This window comes from Paraburkholderia fungorum (assembly GCF_003610895.1).
In the GTDB taxonomy this organism is placed as follows: Bacteria; Pseudomonadota; Gammaproteobacteria; order Burkholderiales; family Burkholderiaceae; genus Paraburkholderia; species Paraburkholderia fungorum_B.
In genome coordinates this window covers 1-21,742 of sequence record NZ_MCAS01000032.1, presented here as the reverse complement: position 1 = coordinate 21,742, position 21,742 = coordinate 1, and the positions used below count along the sequence as shown (strand labels likewise).

The 21,742-nt window shown below is 63.7% G+C and carries 20 protein-coding genes and 1 pseudogene; 16 read left to right on the top strand and 5 right to left on the bottom strand.

Features of this window, described 5'->3' with window-relative positions:
• Positions 1 to 11 precede the first annotated feature (11 nt).
• From BCY88_RS26040 to BCY88_RS26030, 3 genes are all read right to left on the bottom strand, one after another.
• Positions 12 to 854: an ABC transporter ATP-binding protein gene (locus BCY88_RS26040; protein ID WP_120347040.1), complete on the bottom strand. Its 843-nt coding sequence runs from the start codon at positions 852 to 854 to the stop codon at positions 12 to 14.
• 10 nt (positions 855 to 864) lie between these two features.
• Positions 865 to 2,688, bottom strand: a complete 1,824-nt coding sequence (locus BCY88_RS26035; protein WP_120347039.1) for an ABC transporter permease — start codon at positions 2,686 to 2,688, stop codon at positions 865 to 867.
• A gap of 93 nt (positions 2,689 to 2,781) precedes the next feature.
• Entirely contained in the window at positions 2,782 to 3,978 is a 1,197-nt protein-coding gene (locus BCY88_RS26030; RefSeq protein WP_120347038.1) for an ABC transporter substrate-binding protein, read from the bottom strand.
• Between the two features lie 350 nt (positions 3,979 to 4,328).
• On the opposite strand from BCY88_RS26030, the gene BCY88_RS26025 reads away from it, so the two are divergent.
• From BCY88_RS26025 to BCY88_RS25965, 13 genes are all read left to right on the top strand, one after another.
• Complete coding sequence (locus BCY88_RS26025) at positions 4,329 to 5,315, top strand: LysR family transcriptional regulator (RefSeq protein ID WP_120347089.1); 987 nt, start codon at positions 4,329 to 4,331, stop codon at positions 5,313 to 5,315.
• The gene (locus BCY88_RS26020) at positions 5,312 to 6,835 is read left to right on the top strand and encodes an NAD(P)-binding domain-containing protein (RefSeq protein WP_120347037.1); all 1,524 of its coding nucleotides are present in this window, start codon (positions 5,312 to 5,314) and stop codon (positions 6,833 to 6,835) included. The genes BCY88_RS26025 and BCY88_RS26020 overlap by 4 nt, the downstream gene beginning before the upstream one ends.
• A gap of 15 nt (positions 6,836 to 6,850) precedes the next feature.
• Entirely contained in the window at positions 6,851 to 7,411 is a 561-nt protein-coding gene (locus tag BCY88_RS26015) for a CMD domain protein (RefSeq protein ID WP_120347036.1), read from the top strand.
• On the top strand, positions 7,408 to 8,022 hold the full coding sequence (locus tag BCY88_RS26010) for a peroxidase-related enzyme (RefSeq protein WP_120347035.1): 615 nt from the start codon (positions 7,408 to 7,410) through the stop codon (positions 8,020 to 8,022). Before BCY88_RS26015 ends, BCY88_RS26010 begins: the two co-directional genes overlap by 4 nt.
• 210 nt (positions 8,023 to 8,232) lie before the next feature.
• Positions 8,233 to 8,526 (top strand): hypothetical protein, encoded by a 294-nt coding sequence (locus BCY88_RS26005; RefSeq protein WP_120347034.1) that lies wholly within the window; start codon positions 8,233 to 8,235, stop codon positions 8,524 to 8,526.
• A 241-nt stretch (positions 8,527 to 8,767) separates the two neighbouring features.
• The gene (locus tag BCY88_RS26000) at positions 8,768 to 9,391 is read left to right on the top strand and encodes a GNAT family N-acetyltransferase (RefSeq protein WP_120347033.1); all 624 of its coding nucleotides are present in this window, start codon (positions 8,768 to 8,770) and stop codon (positions 9,389 to 9,391) included.
• 141 nt (positions 9,392 to 9,532) lie between these two features.
• Entirely contained in the window at positions 9,533 to 10,384 is an 852-nt protein-coding gene (locus tag BCY88_RS25995; RefSeq protein WP_120347032.1) for a MerR family transcriptional regulator, read from the top strand.
• 110 nt (positions 10,385 to 10,494) lie between these two features.
• Complete coding sequence (locus tag BCY88_RS25990; protein ID WP_120347031.1) at positions 10,495 to 11,505, top strand: sulfonate ABC transporter substrate-binding protein; 1,011 nt, start codon at positions 10,495 to 10,497, stop codon at positions 11,503 to 11,505.
• Positions 11,506 to 11,904: 399 nt separating this feature from the next.
• A complete protein-coding gene (locus tag BCY88_RS25985; protein ID WP_120347030.1) occupies positions 11,905 to 12,804 on the top strand; it encodes a mechanosensitive ion channel family protein in 900 nt (299 codons plus the stop codon).
• A gap of 255 nt (positions 12,805 to 13,059) precedes the next feature.
• Positions 13,060 to 14,664 carry a flavin-containing monooxygenase gene (locus BCY88_RS25980; protein WP_120347029.1) on the top strand — a complete coding sequence of 535 codons (1,605 nt, stop codon included), beginning with the start codon at positions 13,060 to 13,062 and terminating at the stop codon, positions 14,662 to 14,664.
• Positions 14,665 to 14,710: 46 nt separating this feature from the next.
• Positions 14,711 to 15,619, top strand: a complete 909-nt coding sequence (locus BCY88_RS25975; protein WP_120347028.1) for an SDR family NAD(P)-dependent oxidoreductase — start codon at positions 14,711 to 14,713, stop codon at positions 15,617 to 15,619.
• A gap of 82 nt (positions 15,620 to 15,701) precedes the next feature.
• Positions 15,702 to 16,583 (top strand): metal-dependent hydrolase, encoded by an 882-nt coding sequence (locus BCY88_RS25970; protein WP_120347027.1) that lies wholly within the window; start codon positions 15,702 to 15,704, stop codon positions 16,581 to 16,583.
• Positions 16,580 to 17,560 (top strand): alpha/beta fold hydrolase, encoded by a 981-nt coding sequence (locus tag BCY88_RS25965; RefSeq protein ID WP_120347026.1) that lies wholly within the window; start codon positions 16,580 to 16,582, stop codon positions 17,558 to 17,560. The genes BCY88_RS25970 and BCY88_RS25965 overlap by 4 nt, the downstream gene beginning before the upstream one ends.
• On the opposite strand, the gene BCY88_RS25960 is transcribed toward BCY88_RS25965, so the two are convergent.
• Positions 17,535 to 18,089, bottom strand: a complete 555-nt coding sequence (locus BCY88_RS25960) for a putative glycolipid-binding domain-containing protein (protein ID WP_120347025.1) — start codon at positions 18,087 to 18,089, stop codon at positions 17,535 to 17,537. The two genes, BCY88_RS25965 and BCY88_RS25960, sit on opposite strands and share 26 nt — an antisense overlap.
• Positions 18,090 to 18,362: 273 nt before the next feature.
• Here BCY88_RS25960 and BCY88_RS25955 point away from each other — a divergent pair, with 273 nt between their 5' ends.
• The 3 genes and pseudogenes from BCY88_RS25955 to BCY88_RS25945 all read left to right on the top strand — a co-directional run.
• Entirely contained in the window at positions 18,363 to 19,310 is a 948-nt protein-coding gene (locus tag BCY88_RS25955; protein WP_120347024.1) for an urea transporter, read from the top strand.
• A 117-nt stretch (positions 19,311 to 19,427) separates the two neighbouring features.
• Positions 19,428 to 20,204, top strand: a complete 777-nt coding sequence (locus BCY88_RS25950) for a class II aldolase/adducin family protein (protein WP_120347023.1) — start codon at positions 19,428 to 19,430, stop codon at positions 20,202 to 20,204.
• A 34-nt stretch (positions 20,205 to 20,238) separates the two neighbouring features.
• Positions 20,239 to 20,433 (top strand): annotated as a pseudogene (locus tag BCY88_RS25945) (4-oxalocrotonate tautomerase); the annotation flags it as partial.
• A gap of 112 nt (positions 20,434 to 20,545) precedes the next feature.
• On the opposite strand, the gene BCY88_RS25940 reads toward BCY88_RS25945, so the two are convergent.
• A partial coding sequence (locus tag BCY88_RS25940; RefSeq protein WP_259461515.1) for a porin occupies positions 20,546 to 21,742 on the bottom strand: 1,197 nt, incomplete at its 5' end.

Sequence of the window (21,742 nt, the reverse complement as noted above, 5' to 3'; positions counted from 1 at the left end):
GTTCCAGAATTTCAGGCCGCGACGCGCACGGTCGCCGCGCCGCCGACATTGCGATGGCCAAGATACGCTTCGATCACACGCGGATCGTTGCGCACCTCGCGCGGCAAGCCTTCCGCGATCTTTCCGCCGTTGTCGAGCACGATCACGCGGTCCGAGAGCCGCATCACCATGTCGAGTTTGTGTTCGATCAGCAGGATCGTCAGCCCGCGCGCTTTCAGTTGCTGAATCAGTACCAGCATCTCGGCAGTCTCTGACTCGTTCATGCCCGCCGTCGGTTCGTCGAGCAGCAGGATGCGCGGATGCAAAGCCAGCGCGCGGGCAATCTCGACACGCCGCCGGTTCGCATAGGACAGGCTATGCGCCGGATGATCGATGCGCGGCGTCAGGCGCTCGCCGAACCCCTTGATAATCTCGCGCACTTCATCGCGCAACGCCGCATCTTCACGGCGAACCGAAGCTGGTCCAATGAGCGCGCGCGCGACTTCGACGATGGCGCCAACGATCGGCCAACCCGTGCGCGTGACACGCAAACGCGCGTGCGCGCCGATCAACACGTTATCGAGCACGCTCAGATTGCCGAACACCCGGCCGTGTTGAAACGTCCGCGCCAGTCCGAGCGCCGCCAGTTTTTCCGGCCGTACGCCGGTGATGTCGCGGCCTTCGAATCGCACGCTGCCCGCGTCCGGCGTATCGAGCCCGGTGATCAGATTGAACAGCGTCGACTTGCCCGCGCCGTTCGGCCCGATCACGCTGATCAGTTCGCCTTCCGAAACCGACAGATCGATTCCGTTCACCGCGGTCAGTCCGCCGAAGCGCCGCGTCACGCCGCGCACGTCGAGAAGAGTCTGTGTCATGTGCGCTCCGTCATACCGTTCCCAGCAAACCCTGCGGCCTGAACCGCACCAGCAACAGCAACACCAGCCCGTAGATCAGCATCCGGTAATCGGCGGCCCAGCGGAAAATCTCCGGCAAGCCGATCAGCGCAACCGCGCCGACAATGCCGCCCAGCACGTTGCCGAGCCCGCCGAGAATCACCATCGTCAAGGCGAGGATCGACACTTGCGAGTCGAAGGTCTGGTTGTTGATGTAGCTATACAGATGTGCCGCGATCCCGCCGCTGATCCCGGCAGCCAGACCGCCAAACGCAAACGCGATCGCCTTGTAGCGATTCGGGCGAATTCCGTGCGAGCGTGCCGCCACCTCGTCTTCGCGAATCGCACGCAGCGTGCGGCCCAGGTGCGAGCCCAGCAGCCGCGTCTGCAGCAGCGCCAGCACGATCAGCACGCCCAGCGCGAACCAGTAGATCGCGCGGGCGCTGTCCGGCGTCCAGCCGAACACCGACAGCGGCGCAATGCCCGCGATGCCGAGCGGGCCGCGCGTCAGGCTGTCCCAGTTGAGAATCACGAGGCTCACGACTTCGCCGATGCCAAGCGTCGCGATCGACACGTAGTGGCCGCGCAGACGGAATGCCGGATAGACCAGAAGCGTGCCGAGCGCGGCGGTGATCAGACCGGCGCAAAAGATCGTCACGACCGGCGACCAGCCGAGGTTCATCGACAGCAATGCGGACGCGTACGCGCCGATCACCAGCAGCGCGGCATGGCCGAGCGAAATCTGCCCGACCGTGCCCGCCACCAGTGTCAGGCTCAGCGCCAACATTCCGTACAACCAGGCATTGGTGAGTGTTTGCAGGAGATAGGACGAACTGGCGACGAACGGCAACGCGATCGCCGCCAGCGCGAGCACGACCACCAGAGTGCGCGGCACTTTCACGGCCTTACCCGCGGACAGGAACGTGCCGGTCATAGGCTCGGGCGGCAAACGGCGGCTGCCGCTAAAGAGCCCATTGGGACGCCACACCAGAAACAGCAGCAACAGAACGAATGCGAACAGATCGCGGTAACTGGTGCCGAAGATCGCCACGCCGTAGCTCTCGACCAGACCCAGCAGCAGGCTGCCGACAATCGCGCCCGGCACATTGCCCAGACCGCCGATCAGCAAGGCCACCACGCCCTTGAGCGTGGCCTGGAAGCCCATCGCCGGATCGATGCTGTTGTAATACATGCCGACGAGCAGCCCGCTCACGCCGCCGAGCGCGCACGCGATCGCAAACACCGCCTGATTGACGCCATTGACGTTGACGCCCATCTGCTGCGCCGCGTCCCGGTCCTGCGCGGTTGCACGGACGGCCCAACCCAGACGCGTGAAACGCAAAAACACATAGAGCACTGCTGCGGCCGTTACACCGATGCCGGCAATCAGCAGGTCCAGGGAACCGATCGTCGCGCCGCCAAGACGAAAGTGCCAATCGGGCAGCGTACTCGGCACCGGCCGCGGATCGGCGCCGAACAGCAACTGCGCGCACTGATCGAGCACGAAACTGATGCCGATCGTGGCGAGTAACGGAGCGATGCGCGCGGCCCCCTGCAGCGGCCGCAAACCAATGCGCTCGATCGCGATGCCCAGCACTGCGCAGCCGAGCACCACCGCCAGCAAGGCGAGCGGCAACGGCAAGCCGAGCCGCGTCAGGCACAACCAGCCGATGAAGCTGCCGATCATATACACCGAGCCGTGCGCAAAGTTGATCAGGTGCGACACGCCGAAGATCAACGCGAGGCCGACCGCCAGCAAAGCATAGATATTCCCGACGATCAGACCGTTGATCGTGTAGTCGAGCCAAGAAGCCATAGCATTCAGATCCGGTGACGAGCAGACGCGAGAGCGAACGCACAAGCAGACACGTGAGCGTTGCTCAGGCGTTGCCGGCGCATTGCCGAAGTGTTATTTCGAAGCGACCAGCGGCTTCGCACCGTCCCATTGCGTGAACTGATTGTCCTTGACGACCAGGTACACGCTGCGTGCGCCGGCCACGCGGCGCGTCGCCGGATCGAACTGCACCTTGCCGAAGATCAGGCTCGGCACGTCCTTGATCTGCTTCAGGCCGTCGTGCACCGCCTGACGGGTCACGCCGTAGCGGCGCATGACCTCCGCCGAGACGATCATGGCGTCGTAAGCGCGCGCCGCGAACGTATCGGGCTCGCCGTTGTACTTCGCGCGATAACGCTGCACGAAGTCCTGCACTTCAGGCCGCTTGTCGCCAGGAAAGAAATTCGACTCGGTGAACACGCCGTTGACGGCCTCGCCGCCCAGTTCGAGAAACTTGGGTGAATAGACCGACCCCACGGCCGCGATCGGCTGCGTCAACCCGGAGGAACGCGCCTGACGCACGATCTGCGCACCGTCCGCGTAATACGAGATCAGCACGAGCGAATCGGGTTTCGCTTCGTTTACACGCACCAGCGTCGCGCGGAAATCTTTTTCAGTCGGCTGATAGCCTTCCGCCGCGACGACCTGCGCGCCATCCTGCGCGGCAGCCCTGGCGAAAATGTCCTTGCTGGTGCGGCCCCAGTCGGTGTTCAGATAGAGCACGGCAATACGCTTGAAACCGAGTTCCTTCGTCGCGTAGTGCGCGAGCAGCGGTTGCTCCTCAGCCTGGCTTAAGGCCGTGCTCCACATGTAGTCGCCGCCCTTCGTGAAGTCGGGGTGCGAATTGGTGAAGCCGAATTGCACCAGTTGTCCGCGTTGATAAATCGGCGAGGCCGCCATCGACGTCGTGCTCGACAGGTCGCCGAGCTCCAGCAGGATGCGCGGGTCGCCAACGAACTTCTGCGCGATCGAGACCGCCTGGCGCGGATCGCCACGGCTGTCCTCGAAATCGTAGGCGAGCGGCCGGCCCTTGATGCCGCCCTGGCTGTTGATCTGCTCCAGCGCGAGATCGAAGCCGCGCTTCCACTGCGTGCCATATTGCGCATCCTGTCCGGTCAGCGGCCCGCTCACGCCGATCAGATACGGCTCGCCCGCCGCGGCGCCGGCATGGGCCGGCAAGCTTGCGGTGATACCCATTACTGCGGCGAGCACCGGCAGCGTTTTCAGCCAGCGCGACCAACTGGTTCGCGACGATTTGGATACGTGCTTCATGTTTGCCCCGACTCTCATCTTCAAAGTGGAGCCATGTAACCACGGTGAATTCCGGCGACCCAACGAAGTTTTGGGAATATGGTTATCACGTTGACGAGCATGCCTCTGCTCGCGCAAGGCAACGTGCTCGGCCCGAGCTCATCGCCACACGCGGACAGGTCAAGACATCTCATTGAAGCAATTGATTTTTCTTCCTTTTGACGCGTCCCGTACAGCAGAAAACCCGCGACGCCATACGTTCGACCGCCGCTTCGCTTCGCATTTTTTCCGCTGTCGATATCGAAATTCATTATATAAATCGCGCATTCAGACGCCCCTACAATGCGCAGATCGAATTGCCGGGGCGCGACATGGAGTTGCATCAACTCGAAGCATTTTCGGCGGTCATGTCCGCCGGCAGCATCACCGGCGCGGGTCGTCTGCTCGAACGCTCGCAGCCAGCCGTCACGCGTCAGATTCAGGAGCTCGAAGCAGATCTCGGTTATGCGCTGTTCAATCGCAATGGCCCGCGTGTCACGCCGACGCATCGTGCGTTTCTGCTTTACGACGAAGTCGAGCGTTCGCTGGTCGGACTGAAAACCATCGAGCAGCGAGCGCGCGCCATCGGTCTCGGCGAAGCCGAACCGCTGCGCGTGGCGGCCACACCCGCGCTGGCCGCGTCGATCGTCCCGCCCGCCATCGCCGCGCTGCCGCCGCTCGGCCACACACCGCAATTCCAGTTACGCAGCCTGTCCGCGGAACACGTCGTGCATGAAGTCCTGACCCGTAGCGCGGATATCGGTCTGGTCACGCTGCCGATCGGCCATGCGGGACTCGACATCCACTGGATCGCCGAAGCGCCTTGCGTCGCGCTCGTGCAAAGCAGCGACCCGCTCGCCACCCTGCCGCACATCACGCTGCGCGATCTGGCGAACCAGCGCATCGTCACGGTGGCCAACCGCTTTCGGCTGCGGCATCGGATCGACGCGGCGTTCGCGGCCGCGCGCATTGCCGCCGACGTGTTTCTCGAAACCAATGCATCGTTGAACGCGGTGATGGCCGCCCGCGCGGGCGCCGGTGTCGCGATCGTGGACCCCGCCACCGGACTCGGCCTGCCGATCGAAGGCGTGACGGCGCGGCCGCTCGACTGCGCGATTCCGTTCTTCTTCGGTGTGGTAACGCCGGCGGGCAAACCACGCCGCGCCGCCGTCGACGCGTTGCTGCAATCCATCGAACAGGCGACCCGCGAACTGCTCGACGGCGTGGTCCTGCATCCAGCCCAGCAACACGACGCGCTGTTGCAGCGCGAAACACGCGTGCCCCGTGCGCGCACCAAACATCCGGAACACACAGCATGAATCGCCTTGCCGCACTCGAAGCCCGCTTGCGTGAGGATCTGCGCTGGCTGGAATTGCCCGCGCCCTCATGGGTCCCGCCGCGTTTGGCCGGCGCTGAACGCGTACTCGATGTCGCCGTGATCGGCGGCGGCATGGCGGGGCTCGCCGCGGCGGCCGAACTGCGCTGGCTCGGCATCGATAATCTGCAGGTGTTCGATCGCGCGCCATCAGGGCGTGAAGGCCCGTGGGTATCGTTCGCACGCATGGAAACACTACGCTCGCCCAAACAGCTCACGGGTCCCGCCTTACGCATGCCGGCCCTCACGTTTCGCGCGTGGTACGAAGCGCAATTCGGCGGCGCCGCGTGGGAATCGCTCTACAAGGTCCCACGCACACAGTGGATGGACTATCTGCGCTGGTATCGCAAGGTGCTCGATCTGCCGGTGCAAAACGATATCGCCTTGAGTGCGCTGCGCCCGCGCGACGACGGCCTGCTTGAACTCGACCTGCTCGATCCCGCAGCCGCAGATGCAGAGGCAGATGCGCGACGCACGCTGCTCGCGCGTCACGTCGTGCTCGCCACCGGGCGCGACGGCCTGGGCGGCCCTTCCGTACCGGCTATCGCCAACACCGTTGCACGCCGCTACTGGGCGCATTCCGCGGATGCAATCGACTTCGCCGCATTGGCCGGCCAGCGCGTCGGCGTCGTCGGCGCAGGGGCGTCCGCCTTCGACAATGCCGCGACCGCGCTCGAAGCGGGTGCGGCCAGTGTCGATCTGTTTATCCGCCGTGACGACATTCCACGCGTGAACAAACTCACCGGGATCGGCAGTCCGGGCCTCGTACATGGTTTCGCCGATCTCGACGACGCGTCCAGATGGCGTTTTCTGCATTACGCGCAAAGTGAGCAAACGCCACCGCCGCGAGACAGCGTGCTGCGGGTTTCGCGCCATGCCGGTGCGCGCTTTCATGTCGGCAGTCCCGTGACGGCGCTCGACGAACTCGACGGCGCGCTCGCGGTAACAACACCCAAAGGCCGCTACGTGGTGGACTTTCTGATCTTCGCGACCGGCTTTCACTCGGATATCGCCACACGCGCCGAATTCGCGCCGTTCGCCCGCTTTGTGCGGCGCTGGAAAGACCGCTATCGGGCGGACCCGTCACTGCCCTCGCACGAACTGGCCGAGTCGCCTGATCTGGGCGCCGCTTTCGCGTTTCAGGAGCGCGAGCCAGGCACCTGTGCGGCGCTGACGCAGATTCATTGCTTCAATCACGCGGCAAGCCTCAGCCATGGAAAGCTGTCCGGCGACATCCCGGCGATCAGCGACGGCGCGCAGCGCCTCGCGCGCGGCATCGCGAGCCGCCTGTTCGACGCGGATCGCGAGCGCCACTACCAGGCGCTGCTCGCTTTCGACACAGCGGAGCTGCGTGGGGATGAATGGACCGATGCAGATGCATTGCCCGACACGTCGCGCGCTCACCCGCAAGCAGAAAACATCGCTAAAAACACCGCTGAAAATACCGCTAAAAACACCGCTTAACCCGCCGGAGCAGATATGACCGACCTCGCGCCACTGACAGAATCGTCCGCATTTGCAGGTACCGAAGGCGCCGACGCCATCGATACCGTCGACACCCTCGCCGGCCTGCCCGCCGGCAGCCCGCTTGCCGCCATCCGCCATGCCCGTGACAAAGTCGTGCAGCACACGCAACGCAGCGAAGACGCGTTGTTCGATCCTGCCTTGCCCGATCTGTCGCTGCACGAGCGTTTGTTTGCCGCATGGTATGCCGCGCGCCTCTCGCGGGCCGACGATCTCGCCGACGCCTATACGGCGAAGCTCATCGCCGCCGGCGCGCAGCCCGTCACGCTCGATGCAATCGAAGCGGGCACACTCGAACCCGCTACCGACGCGCGCCTGATCGCCATCCTCGCTCACACCAGACTGCTGACTCTCCAGCCAGTCGAAGCACGCCCCGAGCATTTGCAAACGCTACAGCAAGCCGGTATCACGACGCGCGGCATCGTCGCGTTGTCGCAGTTGATTGCGTTCGTCACTTATCAATTGCGCGTGGTGGCGGGTCTGAAAGCATTGCGCGCCGCCGAGGAGGCTGTATGAGTCAAGTGAATTCCAGTGCAGCGCCGGTCGACCGGCTCAACGGCTTCACCTTCGATACGCTCGGCTGGCGCGCGTGGCTCGACACGGTAAGCCTCGAGGAAGCCACGCCCGAGCAGATCGCCGTGCTCGAAGCGAGCCATCCCCACGCCAGGACCTCGGACTACTATCTGCTGCTGGTCCAGCAGGCGGAAATTCTGCGGCAACGCTCCGGCGTCTTCAACGCGATCATGTATGCGCCAGGCGGGCTGCCGCGCGCGGAGCGCGAACTCGCCAGCACCGTCGTCTCACGAGTGAACGGCTGCGTGTATTGCGCTTCGGTGCATGCGCAACGATTCGGCCAGCTCGCGAAACGGACCGACGCGATCGAACAGGTTTTCGACGACCCGTCGAATGCCGGCACCACAGAGCGTGAGCGCGCGATCATCCAGTATGCGATCGAGTTGACCGACCACCCTGAAAATGTCGACGCCGCCGCGATCAAGCGGCTCGAAGCGAATGGACTCACGCATGCGGAGATTCTCGACCTGACTCACGCAATCGCGATCTTTGCATGGGCCAACCGGTTGATGCTCACGCTTGGCGAACCGGTGTTTGCGCAAGCGGCCGCGTGATACCGCGGCATAGCAAACCCATACGAACCCGTGCTTCGGGCCACCTGGCACCTGATGCTCAGGTTCTTCGAATCGAGGCGTCCTGAAACACGCGCCTCGCAGGCGAATTCACGCATCAGTACGTCCAGCCACGCTAGCCTGCCCGTGCCGAAGGACCCAAAGGCTGCATTGCGGTATCCTCACCGGCTCGTTCAGAAGGAGAATGGATTCATGAAGTTTTCGATTTGCGTGGCGATCGCCGCCCTGACGCTGTCCGCCACCGCGTACGCGCAAACCTCGCAAACCTTTCGCTTCGGCGAAGGCCAGAGCACGCTGCCGTCCGGCAATGTCCATCCGGCACCCGCGCCGGGCACACAGGCCCAACAGCCGCAACCGATGCAAGCCCAGCAGCAAGCGCAACCTGCGGAGCATGCCCCGGCCAAAGCCAGGCCGAAGCACAAGGCAAAGCGCCACCGGCATTACCGTGGCCATGTGAAGCAGCCGGATACGTACTCGCACAACTGACCCGACCGGTGAAACGCATGCCCACGAGCGTGCGTCTTCGCGACGAAAACCCGTAGTGCCCCGCCCAGCCGCGCGGCCATGTCGGCGGGTGCGCCATGCCAGGCCCGGCTCGCGCCAGTCACCTGTGCGTGGACCGATACCGCCTGTAAATCGTGCCGATTTTTGACGCGCTTCAAATTCGCGCGCGCGGCGGGCATAGTAAAACGTATCCGCAGACTCACTGGCCACGACAGGAACACGTATGAGCACCACCCGCCCCGCGCCCTCCACGCCCCATTCCGTTGACACAAGCACCCCGAAGCCGCTGAACGCCCCGCTCGCCGCCCCGCTGATCCGCGACGCCACCGACGCCGATCTGACGGCGATCCAGGCGATCTACGCCCACCACGTGCTGACCGGCGTCGCTTCGTTCGAAGAAATCCCGCCCTCCGTCGACGATCTGCGCGCGCGGCTCGCGTCGGTGCGCAATCACGGCTTACCGTACATGGTGGCTGAGATCGATGGTGAAGTCGCCGGCTATTGCTACGCGACGCCGTACCGCCCGCGCGCCGCGTATCGCAATACGATCGAAGATTCGATCTACGTGAACGACGCGTATCGCGGGCGAGGCCTGGGCCGCGTGTTATTGCAGGCGCTGATCGAGCGCTGCGAAACCGGACCGTGGCGCCAGATGGTCGCCGTGATCGCCGACGGCGGCAGCGGCGGGTCACTGTCGCTGCACGCGCAACTGGGTTTCGAACTGACCGGCACGTTGAAGGCGGTCGGATTCAAGCACGGCCGCTGGCTCGACACCACGCTGATGCAGCGGACTTTGGGACGTGGCGATTCGACCGTGCCGGACGACGTCGCGCAGAAACGCGACTGAAGCCCAGCCTTTCGTTTCAGTCGGTCCCTCGAAGCCGCTTGCGCAGCACCGCGGGCTGCGCGTCGCGTTCACCGCCGTGTTGGTGGCCATGCAAACCACGGCATTGACCGTCGCGTTGGCCGGCCGCGTTAAAATCCCCCCATGCCCAATACGCCGCCCCCCTTTCCGCCCTTGCCCGGCGCCTCGAGCGCCCCGGCAAGCAATGCGCCGCGCAACGAATACACGGTCGACGAACTCGCGCGCGTCACCGATACCACGGTGCGCAACGTGCGCGCCTATCAGGACCGCGGCCTGCTCGCGCCGCCGGAAAAGCGTGGCCGCGTCGGCGTGTATGACGACACGCATGTGTCGCGTCTGAAGCTGATCAACCATCTGCTCGCGCGTGGCTACACCCTCGCGAACATCCAGGATTTGATCATGGCCGTGGACGAAGGCCACGATCTGCGCTCGATCCTCGGCCTTGAGACCGCGATCGGCGGACGCTGGTCGCGCGAACGGCCAAAGAAATACTCGCTGCTCGAACTGCTGCAAATGTTCGGCGACAAGGCCTCGCCGAGCGCGCTCGGCAAAGCGGTCGATCTCGGCCTGCTGGAACGCGACGGGCTCTCCTTCGTGTCCGGCAACCCCACCGCGCTGGCGGCCGGCGCGACCATGGCCAAGGAAGGCATTCCGCTCGCCGACCTGCTCGACGCCGTAGGCATCGCAAGACCGCATTTCCATGCGGTCGCCAAGGCGCTGGTCGATCTGGTGGTCCGCCAGCTGGACCGTTACGACGCCGACGCATTGCCGCCGCCCGCCGACGTGCCTGCTCTCGTCGACGCGATCTGGCGTGTGCGGCCGCTGGCCATGGTGCTGGTCGAAAGCGAAATGAACCGCGCGCTGGAAGAAGCCTCCGGCGATTATCTCGGCGATCGGGTCGCGGCGATCATGGAAAAGAAGCTCGGCCATGCACCCGAGGGCGCGGCGGCAAAGAAAGATAAAGCCAGGAAGTAGCCACCCGGCGTTCGCGCGCGCGTCATATTCAAATCTGCATTGCTTCGTTTGATCGGCGGGACGTCCATGCGACGATCTTCGACCGATCGAACGCAATGGAGATTCGCTGGATGGCCCGTCATACCCCTATTTCGCTTCACATCGCCGCCGCGCTGCTGGCGGCGCTCACCACCCTGGGCGCGAGCGCGCAGAGCACCAGCGGCAACGGCAGCAGCAATGGCAGCGAGCCGGCCAACGTGCTACGCATCGGCTACCAGAAGTCGGGCCTGCTCGCGATACTCAAGGCGCAAGGCTCGCTCGACGAAAAGCTCAAGCCGCTCGGCTACAGCATCAAATGGTTCGAATTTCCGGCCGGCCCGCAATTGCTCGAGGCGCTGAACGCGAATAGCCTCGACTTCGGCTACACCGGGGCGCCGCCGCCCGTGTTCGCGCAGGCGGGTGGCGTGCGCTTCGTGTACGTCGGCGCGGAACCGTCAGGGCGTCATGCCGAAGCGATTCTGGTCCGAAGCGATTCGACCCTGCATAGCGTGGCGGAATTGAAGGGCAAGCGCGTCGCGCTGCAAAAAGGGTCGAGCTCGAACTATCTGCTGCTCGAAGCGCTGAAAAAAGCCGGCCTGCGTTACGAAGACGTGCGCCCGGTGTACCTCGCGCCCGCTGACGCGCGCGCCGCCTTCGAAAGCGGCACCGTCGATGCATGGGTGATCTGGGACCCTTACTACGCGTCCGCGCAGCAGGCGCTGAAGGCGCGCGCGCTGGCCGATTATTCGGACCTCAACAGCCCCTATAACTTCTATGAAGCTACGCGCGACTTCGCCCAGCAGCATCCCGACGTGATCGGCGCGATTCTCGGGCAATTGCGCATCACCGGCCTGTGGGTGAACGACCATCCGGTGGAAACCGCCGCGCTGATTGCGCCGAAGGTCGGTCTGGATCAGAAGCTGGTCGAAACCTGGGTGCGCCGCTACCCGTACGGCACCACGGCCGTAACCGACGAGATCGTGCGCTCGCAGCAGATCGTCGCCGATGCGTTTTACGGCGCGCGTCTGATTCCGCAAAAGATCACGGTGAAAGACAACGTCTGGCAGAACCGCGAGGTGGCAGCCAGTGTTGCGAAACAATAGGCGTTGGCAGTTCGAAAGCGAAGAATGGCGTATTACTTCGTTATCCGCATCAAATGCATATCATGACGCCACATCAGCTTGAGGAATAATTTCTCACGTCAACGTCACCTTTCACTGGCCCCCGTCATTCAATCCCTGACGGGGGCCATAACAGCACACCCCTCCCGCTCCTGGTTCGCGCCCCTCGCCTTTTCGTATCCGGAAAACCAATCTGTCAAAAAGCTTGCACCGGTAGAACTTTCTTGTTGCGAAGCAGTCTGTTCTCTGCACGCTTTACTCGCGTCACTCCCCCAATGTCCGCTCGTCACCCGCGTTGCACGACCGCGCGGGTCTCATGCTTTTCATCAACCATGCGGCGAACAACACGCCGTCGCTGAAACAATCAGGACCGTCAAGGCCATGCAGAATTTACTCGCTGAGATTCACCCCACCCGGTGGACCTTCCTTTGGGACGCACTCACCACGATCACGATGCACCTGTGCGCAGCCGCATTGATATTGATAGTGGGCTGGTGGGTCGCGCGCCGCGCCGCACGTTCGCTCAACCGCTTGCTCACGAGCCAATCGCGCATGGACGCCACGCTGCGCCCGGTCATCAGCGACACATGTCTGTGGAGCATTCGTGTCGTCTCGATCATCGGCGCTCTGTCGCAACTGGGTATCCAGACAGCCAGCATTGTCGCCGTGCTTGGCGCCGCCGGCCTCGCTATCGGTCTCGCGCTGCAGGGCACGATGCAGAACATCGCAGCCGGCATCATGCTTTTGCTGCTGCGACCGTTCAAGGTAGGCGATTACATTGACTCCGGCACCGGCAGCGTCTCGGGCACGGTCGATGAAATCAGCCTGTTCACGACACGTCTCACCAAGTCCGACGGCGTCTGCGAATACGTGCCGAACAGCGCCTTGTGGAGCAATTCGATTCGCAATTACAACCGCAACCCGACCCGCCGTCTCGACCTGGAAGTGGAAATTTCGGTGCGCGACGACGTTGACGGGGCGCTGGCGGCTTTGCGCAAGCTCGCCGCTGCCGACCCGCGTGCGCTGGATAAACCGGCGCCACAGGTGATGGTGGCCCGTTTCGACGACAGCACCGTGGTCCTGAACATTCGCGTGTGGGCCAACATCGACGTGTTCTGGGATATGCGCTGGGATCTCGCCCGCCAGGTGCGTCAAACGCTCAACAACGCGCAATGTGGCTTGCCGGTTCGCACACGTGAACTGCATATCGTGCAGAACATCGGTACCGACGAGTCTGCAGCGACTCACGTGCCTGCCGCGCCGCGAACTTCAGTGCAGTAACGCGCCAAAGGCATCAGCCGGGCGGGTTTGCGACGCGAATCCGCCCGGGATTTTTCACATAGTGGAATGACACCCGCTTCACGTCAGTCTTGAAGCCCTGCCAGGCCAGCGGCGCAGCCGTTCGGACCTTACGCCACGGCCCTCTCCACTCCATAGAGTTACCCGTCTAACCCGCTGCTTGCGTCATCCGTTGACAGCCTTTATTGTTACATCAACCAATGTAACAGTTAAGAGCGAAAAAAGGAGACGGATCGGATGAACGCACGCATGATGCCCCTCGACGACGCGGCGCCCAACGCATCCGCGCCCATCGACACTGATATCGCCATCATCGGCTCGGGCTTTGCCGGGCTCGGCATGGCGATCCGGCTGCGGCAAGCCGGCATGACCGATTTCATCGTTGCTGAAAAAGCCGAGTCGGTCGGCGGCACCTGGCGCGACAACCACTATCCCGGTTGCGCCTGCGACGTGCAATCCCACGTCTATTCGTTCTCCTTCGCCCCGAATCCGCGCTGGACCCGCATGTTCGCGCGTCAGCCGGAAATTCGCGCGTATCTGGAAGCATGCACGCAGCGGTTCGGTATCCAGCGTCATCTGCGCTTTGGCCATGAACTTGCCTCCGCAATCTACGACGAAACCCGCCACCGCTGGCAACTGACGTTCGCCAACGGCCAGCGATGGTCGGCGCGCGTGCTGATCTCGGGCATGGGCGGACTTTCGCGTGCGGCCATGCCGAACATTCCGGGCATCGAAACATTCAAGGGTAAGGCGTTCCACTCGCAGCACTGGGACCACACGTATCCGCTCGAAGGCAAACGCGTCGCGGTGATCGGCACCGGCGCGAGCGCGATCCAGTTCGTGCCGCAGATCGCGCCGCGCGTCTCGCATCTGAACCTGTTCCAGCGCACGCCGCCGTGGATCATGCCGAAGGCCGACCGGGCGGTGAAGCCGTTCGAACAGTGGTTGTTCAAGCATCTGCCGTTCACGCAGAAGATCATGCGCTCGGCGCTCTATTGCATGCTCGAATCACGCGCCTTCGGTTTCGCGATTCATCCTTCGCTCATGAAGACCGCACAGAAAGTCGCCGAGCGGCATCTGCGCCGCCAGGTGCCCGATCCGCAATTGCGCGCCACGCTCACACCGAATTACACGATGGGCTGCAAGCGCATCCTGATCTCGAACGATTACTTCCCCGCGCTGTCGCGCCAGAACGTGTCGGTGACAACCACCGGCATTGCCCGCGTGGAAGAAGACGCGGTGATCACGACCGACGGCGCCCGTCATCCAGCCGACTGCCTGATCTTCGGCACCGGTTTTCAGGTGGCCGATCCGTTTCCGGCAGGCGTGGTGCGCGGGCGTGGCGGCGTCGATATCGTCGATACGTGGCGCGATGGTGCGCACGCGTATCTCGGTACGACACTGCCTGGTTATCCGAACTTCTTCATGATCGTTGGCCCCAATACCGGTCTCGGTCACAACTCCATGGTGTTCATGATCGAGTCGCAGGTCGAATATGTCCTGCGCGCACTGAAGACGATGAATACGGAACGCGCCGATGCGATCGAAGTGCGTCCGCATGTCGAGCGTGCCTACAACGAACAGATCCAGCAAAAACTCGGCCGTGCGATCTGGTCGACGGGCGGTTGCAAGAGCTGGTATCTCGATCCGAAGACCGGCAAGAACACCACGCTGTGGCCAGGATTCGCCTACAAATTCCGCCAGGCAACCCGCACCTTCAGCATGGACGACTACCTCGCCTACTCGCCCACGGCGCAACCGCTGGGCAACCACGCGGGTTCGCAGCAACCGCCTGTGCATGCGCATGGCAACGCCGCCGCGACGTCCGCGGAAGCAACCTGAAAAAAATAACGACAGGCACCGTTCAGAGAGGACTGGAGACAAACCAATGAAAAACTTCACTGACAGAGTAGCAGCCATTACCGGCGCAGGCTCGGGCATGGGCCGTTCGCTTGCGATCCGGCTCGCGCGCGAAGGCTGTCACCTCGCGCTCGCCGACCGCAATGCCGCGAGCCTTGCCGAAACCGCGCAACTCGCGCAAGCCGCCGCACCGCATATCGTCGGCTCGCCGCTGCGGATCACCACGCGTGTGCTCGACGTCTCGGATCGCGCCGCGATGTTCGACTGGGCCGCCGAAACGGCCGCGCAGCATCAACGCGTGAACCTTGTGTTCAACAACGCGGGCGTGGCGTTGTCGAGCACCATAGAAGGCATGGAATACGCCGACCTCGAGTGGATCGTCGGCATCAATTTCTGGGGCGTGGTGCACGGCACGAAAGCGTTTCTGCCGTATATCAAGGCATCGGGCGCGGGGCACATCGTCAATACGTCGAGCGTGTTCGGCCTCTTCTCGCAACCGGGCATGAGCGGCTACAACGCGACCAAATTCGCCGTACGCGGCTTTACCGAAGCGTTGCGCCAGGAACTCGATCTGATGAAATGCGGCGTGTCGGCAACCTGCGTGCATCCGGGCGGCATTCGCACGAGCATCGCGCAGTCGAGCCGCATCTCGTCGAACATGGTCGGCTTCATGCTGGAAAACGAACAGCAGGGCAAGGACGACTTCGAGAAGTTTTTCATCACCACCGCCGACGAAGCCGCACGTGTGATTCTCGACGGCGTGCGGAAAAACAAACGGCGCGTGCTGATCGGCCGCGATGCCCGCGCCGCCGACTGGCTGGCGCGCACTTTGCCGGCGGCCTACCAGGCGCTGGTCGTGATGCAAACGCGCCGTATGAAGCGCATTGCGGAAAAGCGCGCGCGCCGCGCCGCGCAAGTAGACGGCCGGCGCGCCTGATGCCCAGGCCGTCATCCAATGCCATGCAAACCACCCGATCAGCACACTCAGCAGCACATCAGGAATCACAAGGAGAAAGGCCATGATGCCGGTTCGCCGCGACCTCCGCTTCAACTTACCGCAGGAACGTGCCTGCGACTGGCACGTCCAGGGCTCGCACGTGACCCACTTCTTCAACGCGCTTTCGCTGCTGTTTCCGGCCGGCGAGCGTTTCTTCATGGATAGCGTGCGCAACTACCGCGACCAGATCGACGACCCTGTGCTGAAAAAGCAGGTGCTCGGCTTTATCGGCCAGGAAGCGATGCATACGCGCGAGCACATCGAATACAACGATCTGCTGCAGGAAGCCGGCTTGCCCGCGCATAAGCTCGACAAACGGCTGTGGGCGATTCTCAACTTCGGCCGCAAGACGCTGCCCCATTCGTATCAACTCGCGGTGACCGTCTGCCTCGAGCACTACACGGCGATGCTGGCCGGCTTGCTGCTGGAAGACGCGTCGCGCATCGGCGGCTCAGTGGAAGGCTATACGCAGATGTGGACGTGGCATGCGCTGGAAGAAACCGAACACAAATCGGTTTCATACGATGTGTGGAATGCCGTGCTCAAGCCAGGCCTTGGCCGCTACCTGCTGCGCACCGGCACGATGCTGGCCACCACGCTGACATTCTGGCTGATCGTGTTCGACTACCACGTGCGTCTGCTCATCGCCGATCGCAAGCGCGGCGGCCATATCCGCGGCATGTGGCGCGTCGTGAAGTATCTGTACGGCCCGCGTCATGGCGTGTTTCCGCGTATTGCCGGCGAATGGCTGAGCTTTTTCCGGCCCGGTTTCCATCCGTGGGATCACGACAATCGCGCGCAACTGTCCCGCATCGACGGCCTCGTCGCCGCGGTCGACGCCACCAACGCGGCCACGCCGGGCACACGCAAAGCCGCGCGACGCAGCGTGCAGGCGGCCGCGTGATACGCGATACGCTGTCGGTCGACGCCGGCGACGTGCGGCTCGCGGTCTACGTGAGCGGACCGCGCGACGCAACGCCGATCGTGCTGGTGCACGGTTATCCGGATTCGGCGGCAGTGTGGGAACCGGTGCGCGCGCAACTCGACGCACGCTACCGCGTGATCAGCTATGACGTGCGCGGCGCGGGAGCGTCTGGCGCGCCGGAATCGCGCGCGGCTTACCGGCTCGATCGGCTGGCCGCCGATCTCGCGGCCGTCGCCGATGCAACGTGTGGCGCACGGCCGTTTCACCTGGTCGGTCACGACTGGGGTTCGATTCAAAGCTGGGAAGCGGTCACCGACCCAGCCTTCAAAGGCAGGATAGCGTCGTATACGTCGATCTGCGGGCCGTGCCTCGATCACGCTGCGTTCGGCCTGCGCGGCGCCGACGCTCCGGCCGGCGTTGATCTCGCCGAACAGCCACAAGCGCATCGGGCAGCAAAGCGTCCGCTCGGCAGCAGTCTTCGGCAGACGCTCAAATCCTGGTACATCGTCTTCTTTCACCTGCCGTTTCTGCCAGAACTCGTGTGGCGCGCGGGCGGCGCACGCATGTGGCCGTTATGGCTGCGCCTGACCGAACGGGTGCGCCCCGAACGCGATCCCGCGCAAATACGCAACGCGATCAATGGACTGAATCTCTATCGCGCCAATTTCATCGACAGGTTGCTGCACCCGCGCGTGCGTCATGCGCATGCGCCGGTGCAGTTCATCGTGCCGCTGCGCGATCGCTACGTCGGGCCCGAACTCTCCATCGGACTCGAAGGCTGGCTCGGCGCCTATAGCCGCAGCGAAATCGATGCCGGCCATTGGGTCGTATTGCGCGAACCCAGGCGTATCGCGGCAGGCATCGAGCGCTTTGTCGAGCTGCACCGCACGCAGCGGCCTGCCGAAGGCGGCGGCCCCGGCACCTCGACGGTCAACGCGCGAGCGGCAGGCGAGTAAATAGCGTCGGGTAGTCGATCACGAGACCGTCTTCATCCACCGTCAAGTCCGCGGTGAAATTGCGGAAGATGCCTTCGTAGCGATACACGCGATTCAATTCGATGCATGAATACGCCTGCTCGGCACGCGTGACCTGCAAATCCGGCGTCGAAATATAGGCCACGGAAATCGGCTCGCGCTCGCCTTCGGCCAGTTGCAGGCGACGAATAGGCAAGGTGTTCGTATAGGGCGTGGCAGCGATATCGATGTCGATGCACCCTTCAATCGCCTTCAGCACCTGACCATGGCCATCATGCCAATGGCCCGCGCCGTCGCCATGCAGTTCCAGCTCCCCGCCGCCGACGATCTTCAGCCACGCATAGGTCGTACGCCATTGCGCATCGCTGCGCACCTTGTAATGCAGACCATATGCCTTGCCGTAGCGCTGTCCGACCAGGACGCTTTCCACCGCAAAGCCATCCGCGCGCGCGTCGAACACAAGGTGTTCGAAACCGTCGCCCTCTTCCGATGCCCACCGTAATTCACGCATCAGTCTGTCTCCTTCTGGAAAGAAACGGAACGGCACGGCAAGCGCGCCGGGTTCTTATCGTAGCGCGAAAGCTTTCGGTTTGCCGACACACCGCTTTTGGGCTAATGGCAGCGATACCGCGCGTGTGTCGCAAATAGCCACTATCAAGGCCTGGCAATGCCCGGCGCGGCACAAGTGGCCTATGCTCGCGGTTCACACTCAATCTGACCCACCGCGGGCGCCCGAACTGCACGCGGCAAAGTCGCGCCGCATCGAATTCGCCGTCCTCAAACCATGCACGCTCCTGCAACCGAAGCACAGTCCGCCGCCTTGCGCACCTTGTTGCGCAGTTTCGGCCAGATCGTGCTGCAGCCGAATGCGCTCACCGGCGCGTGCCTTCTTGCCGCGTGGCTACTGTGCGATCCACGCCTCGCATGCGCGGCGCTGATGGGTGCAATCGCGGCCAACGTGAGCGCGGTGTTGGCCGGCTATCGGGAAGACGACACGCAAGCCGGACTGCATGGCTTTAACGGCGCGCTGGCCGGTCTCGCCGCGTTCAGCTTCATCGCCGACAACGCGACGGCCGCCGCCGTGGCGATTCTGGCCGCGACGGGCACTGCGTGGCTGCTGGAACCGTGGTCGCGCTGGCTGCGCGCGCGTGGGCTCGGCTGTTTTTCAAGCCCCTGTTTGATCCTCACGTGGCTTTGGCTGCCGCTGGTGGCACGCGCGGCGCAGCCCGCGAGTCCGCTCGCTGAGCACGTGCCTGGCGCCATGCAATTGAGCGGCGGCGTACTCGCCGGATTCGCGCAAACCGGGTTTGCATCCGGCGCACTGCCGGGTTTGCTTGTACTGATCGGCATTGCCGCAGCGTCAAGACGGCATGCGCTATGGGCTCTCGTCGGCTCGGCTATCACGAGCGTCGCGCATCTGCTGCTCGGCGCGAATGCAGGCTCGCTCGATGCGGGCCTGTTAGGATTCAACGGCGTACTGACCGCTATCGCGCTCGCCGATTCCGGTATCGCGGCAACGCTGGGCGGTATTGTGGTTTCAGTGGCGCTGCAGGTGGCGGCCACTTACTATGCGCTACCGGCCATGACCGCGCCGTTCGTCCTTGCGACGTGGAGCATGCAGTGGCTCGCCGGCCGGTTCACGCGCGATATGGCCGTGCCCGAACCGGCGCAACCTGCCGACGCCGGGCGGCGAGTCACATCGGCGTCGGCATCGGCGAGGCGCGCGGGTTAGGCGGCACGTTTGGGCGCAGACTCACGCCGTCGGTGTGGGTACGCACGCAGTCCACGGGTTTAGTCCATACACTCAGGCCGTAAGCCACAATCCACCCGGCAATCTCTGGAGACACACATGTCGTTCACCCACACGCCCGCCGGCCGTGTTGCCGACACGGGACCGAGGTCCGAAGCCGAGCAGCTAACGCGCGTCGATCTGGCCGCCGCCTATCGCCTCGCGGCGCTCAATGGCTGGGACGACCTGGTCTACACGCATATCTCGGCCAGCGTGCCAGGCGAACCCGGCCACTTCCTGATCAATCCGTTCGGTCTCGCGTTCGACGAAGTGTGCGCGTCGAACCTGGTGAAGATCGATATCGAAGGCAATATCGTCGGCACAAGCGAACATCCGGTGAACGCCACCGGCTTTGCGCTGCACGCCGCCGTGCACGCGGCACGCGCCGACGCGTTCTGCGTGATGCACTTGCACAATACGGCCGGCGTGGCGGTTTCCGCCCAGCCGGCCGGTTTGCTGCCGGCGTCGCAACATGCGTTGCGCTTTTACGGCCACCTCGCGTATCACGCTTACGAGGGCCTCGCCTTTACGCCGGCCGAGGGCGAGCGCCTCGTCACACATCTCGCCGACAAACCGGCCATGCTGTTGCGCAATCACGGCACGCTCACCGCCGGCCGCACCGTCGCCGAAGCCTATGTGCTGATGGCAACACTGATCAAGGCCTGCGAAATCCAGTTGCAGGCGCAGGCTTGCGGCAGCGAACTGGTTGTGCCTGGCGATGCCGTAGCCGCACGCACGGCCGACCAGCTATACGACGGCGGTGCGATCGAAGGCGTGCTGGAATGGCCTGCCTTGCTGCGCAAACTCGATCGGCTCGACCGTACGTATCGCGACTGAATTCACTTTTTAACGCCACTCATCACGGAGTCACGCAATGCCCACGTTTCATATCGAACTATTCGAAGGCCGCTCGCTGGAACAGAAACGCCAGTTCGTCGAAGCCATCACCAAGGCGACTTGCGAATCGCTCGGCGTCGAGCCGAACTCGGTAGATATCATCCTGACCGACGTCAAGCGCGAAAATTGGGCAACGGGTGGGCGTTTGTGGTCCGAAGCGGACGCGTGAGACAAGCGAAAATGCTGCGCGCATTGCGCGCGCAGCGGGTACTACTGAGCGACGCGTCGATGAAACACGTCGCTGTGACGGCGTCGAAAGACGCCGCCACGCCACCCTGCAATCAGAAGCGGTGAATAATGCCCACGCCTGCCGCGAACTGGCTGCGTGACGAGGACGGTGCGCCGTTCTGACCGTCGCCGATATCGGCCGTTGCATTGATGATGCTCGTGGCCGTGCCGGCCTTGTTCGGCGCGAGAGTCTGGCCACCCGCACGCTGGTAAGCCTCCAGCGCATACAGGCCGGTCCGCTTGGACAGACTGTAGTACTGCGAGAGATTGAACTGCTGATAGCTCGCCGCGCTCGTAATGCCGTTCGCCTGCGTCGCACGCGTGTAGCTGTAGCCGGCAGCCAGATCCAGTGCCGTCAGCGGCTTGTAGTGCAGCACTGCGCCAGCCGTGTTGAAGATCGCCTCGTTGTGGAACGCCGAGTTCACGCCCGGGATGTATTGCACGTTCGAATACGAGAACGAGATGTCCCATTGCGAGCTGAACGCATAGCCGCCCGTCACGGCAACGCGCTGCTGCGCCTGCGCCGTCTGATAGCCGTTGTTGATGCCCGACACCGCCGTCTGCGCACCGCCATTCGAGGTCGTGGAGTTAGGATCCCACGCACCGCCGCCCACCGCCGCGTTATTGATGCGCTGGTAGCCTGCCGCGATCCCGAACGGGCCGTTCAGGTACTGAACCGCCGCGCTGTACGTCGAACCGGCATTGGTGCTGCCCGCCACGCCGCCCAGCGAGTACGAACCGCTCACCGTCAGGCCATGCATGCTCGGCGACGTGTACACCAGCGAGTTATTCGCGCGGTACAGCGTATCCAGCGAATCGATATCGCCCGGGTGTGCGCCGTAAGCGCCCGTCAGCCACGTAGTCGGGCTATAGGGCGACAGCAGCGTGTAGTACGACGTGTACTGGCGCCCTGCGGTCAGCGAACCGTAGGTGGCATTGGTCACGCCGACGTACGCCTGACGGTTGAACGCCAGACCGGAAACGGATTGCGCGCCGGTTGCGCTGTTGAAGCCCTCTTCCAACTGGAAGATCGCCTTCGTGCCGCCGCCCAGATCTTCACCGCCCTTCAGGCCGAAGCGGCTGCCCGCCCAGATGCCGTTCACCATCTTGATCACCGAACGGCCCCCCGACGTCGAACCCAGCGACGTCTGGCTGCTCTGATAGCCGATCCCCGTATCGACGACGCCGTACAACGTCACGCTGCTCTGAGCGTGCGCGCCGAGGGCGACCAACCCAAGGGCCGAGGTTGC

What these genes read in the sequence shown, in the direction of transcription:
- BCY88_RS26040 (WP_120347040.1), bottom strand. Translation starts at nt 854, where the DNA reads ATGACACAGACTCTTCTCGACGTGCGCGGCGTGACGCGGCGCTTCGGC.
- BCY88_RS26035 (WP_120347039.1), bottom strand. Translation starts at nt 2,688, where the DNA reads ATGGCTTCTTGGCTCGACTACACGATCAACGGTCTGATCGTCGGGAAT.
- BCY88_RS26030 (WP_120347038.1), bottom strand. Translation starts at nt 3,978, where the DNA reads ATGAAGCACGTATCCAAATCGTCGCGAACCAGTTGGTCGCGCTGGCTG.
- BCY88_RS26025 (WP_120347089.1), top strand. Translation starts at nt 4,329, where the DNA reads ATGGAGTTGCATCAACTCGAAGCATTTTCGGCGGTCATGTCCGCCGGC.
- BCY88_RS26020 (WP_120347037.1), top strand. Translation starts at nt 5,312, where the DNA reads ATGAATCGCCTTGCCGCACTCGAAGCCCGCTTGCGTGAGGATCTGCGC.
- BCY88_RS26015 (WP_120347036.1), top strand. Translation starts at nt 6,851, where the DNA reads ATGACCGACCTCGCGCCACTGACAGAATCGTCCGCATTTGCAGGTACC.
- BCY88_RS26010 (WP_120347035.1), top strand. Translation starts at nt 7,408, where the DNA reads ATGAGTCAAGTGAATTCCAGTGCAGCGCCGGTCGACCGGCTCAACGGC.
- BCY88_RS26005 (WP_120347034.1), top strand. Translation starts at nt 8,233, where the DNA reads ATGAAGTTTTCGATTTGCGTGGCGATCGCCGCCCTGACGCTGTCCGCC.
- BCY88_RS26000 (WP_120347033.1), top strand. Translation starts at nt 8,768, where the DNA reads ATGAGCACCACCCGCCCCGCGCCCTCCACGCCCCATTCCGTTGACACA.
- BCY88_RS25995 (WP_120347032.1), top strand. Translation starts at nt 9,533, where the DNA reads ATGCCCAATACGCCGCCCCCCTTTCCGCCCTTGCCCGGCGCCTCGAGC.
- BCY88_RS25990 (WP_120347031.1), top strand. Translation starts at nt 10,495, where the DNA reads ATGGCCCGTCATACCCCTATTTCGCTTCACATCGCCGCCGCGCTGCTG.
- BCY88_RS25985 (WP_120347030.1), top strand. Translation starts at nt 11,905, where the DNA reads ATGCAGAATTTACTCGCTGAGATTCACCCCACCCGGTGGACCTTCCTT.
- BCY88_RS25980 (WP_120347029.1), top strand. Translation starts at nt 13,060, where the DNA reads ATGAACGCACGCATGATGCCCCTCGACGACGCGGCGCCCAACGCATCC.
- BCY88_RS25975 (WP_120347028.1), top strand. Translation starts at nt 14,711, where the DNA reads ATGAAAAACTTCACTGACAGAGTAGCAGCCATTACCGGCGCAGGCTCG.
- BCY88_RS25970 (WP_120347027.1), top strand. Translation starts at nt 15,702, where the DNA reads ATGATGCCGGTTCGCCGCGACCTCCGCTTCAACTTACCGCAGGAACGT.
- BCY88_RS25960 (WP_120347025.1), bottom strand. Translation starts at nt 18,089, where the DNA reads ATGCGTGAATTACGGTGGGCATCGGAAGAGGGCGACGGTTTCGAACAC.
- BCY88_RS25955 (WP_120347024.1), top strand. Translation starts at nt 18,363, where the DNA reads ATGCACGCTCCTGCAACCGAAGCACAGTCCGCCGCCTTGCGCACCTTG.
- BCY88_RS25950 (WP_120347023.1), top strand. Translation starts at nt 19,428, where the DNA reads ATGTCGTTCACCCACACGCCCGCCGGCCGTGTTGCCGACACGGGACCG.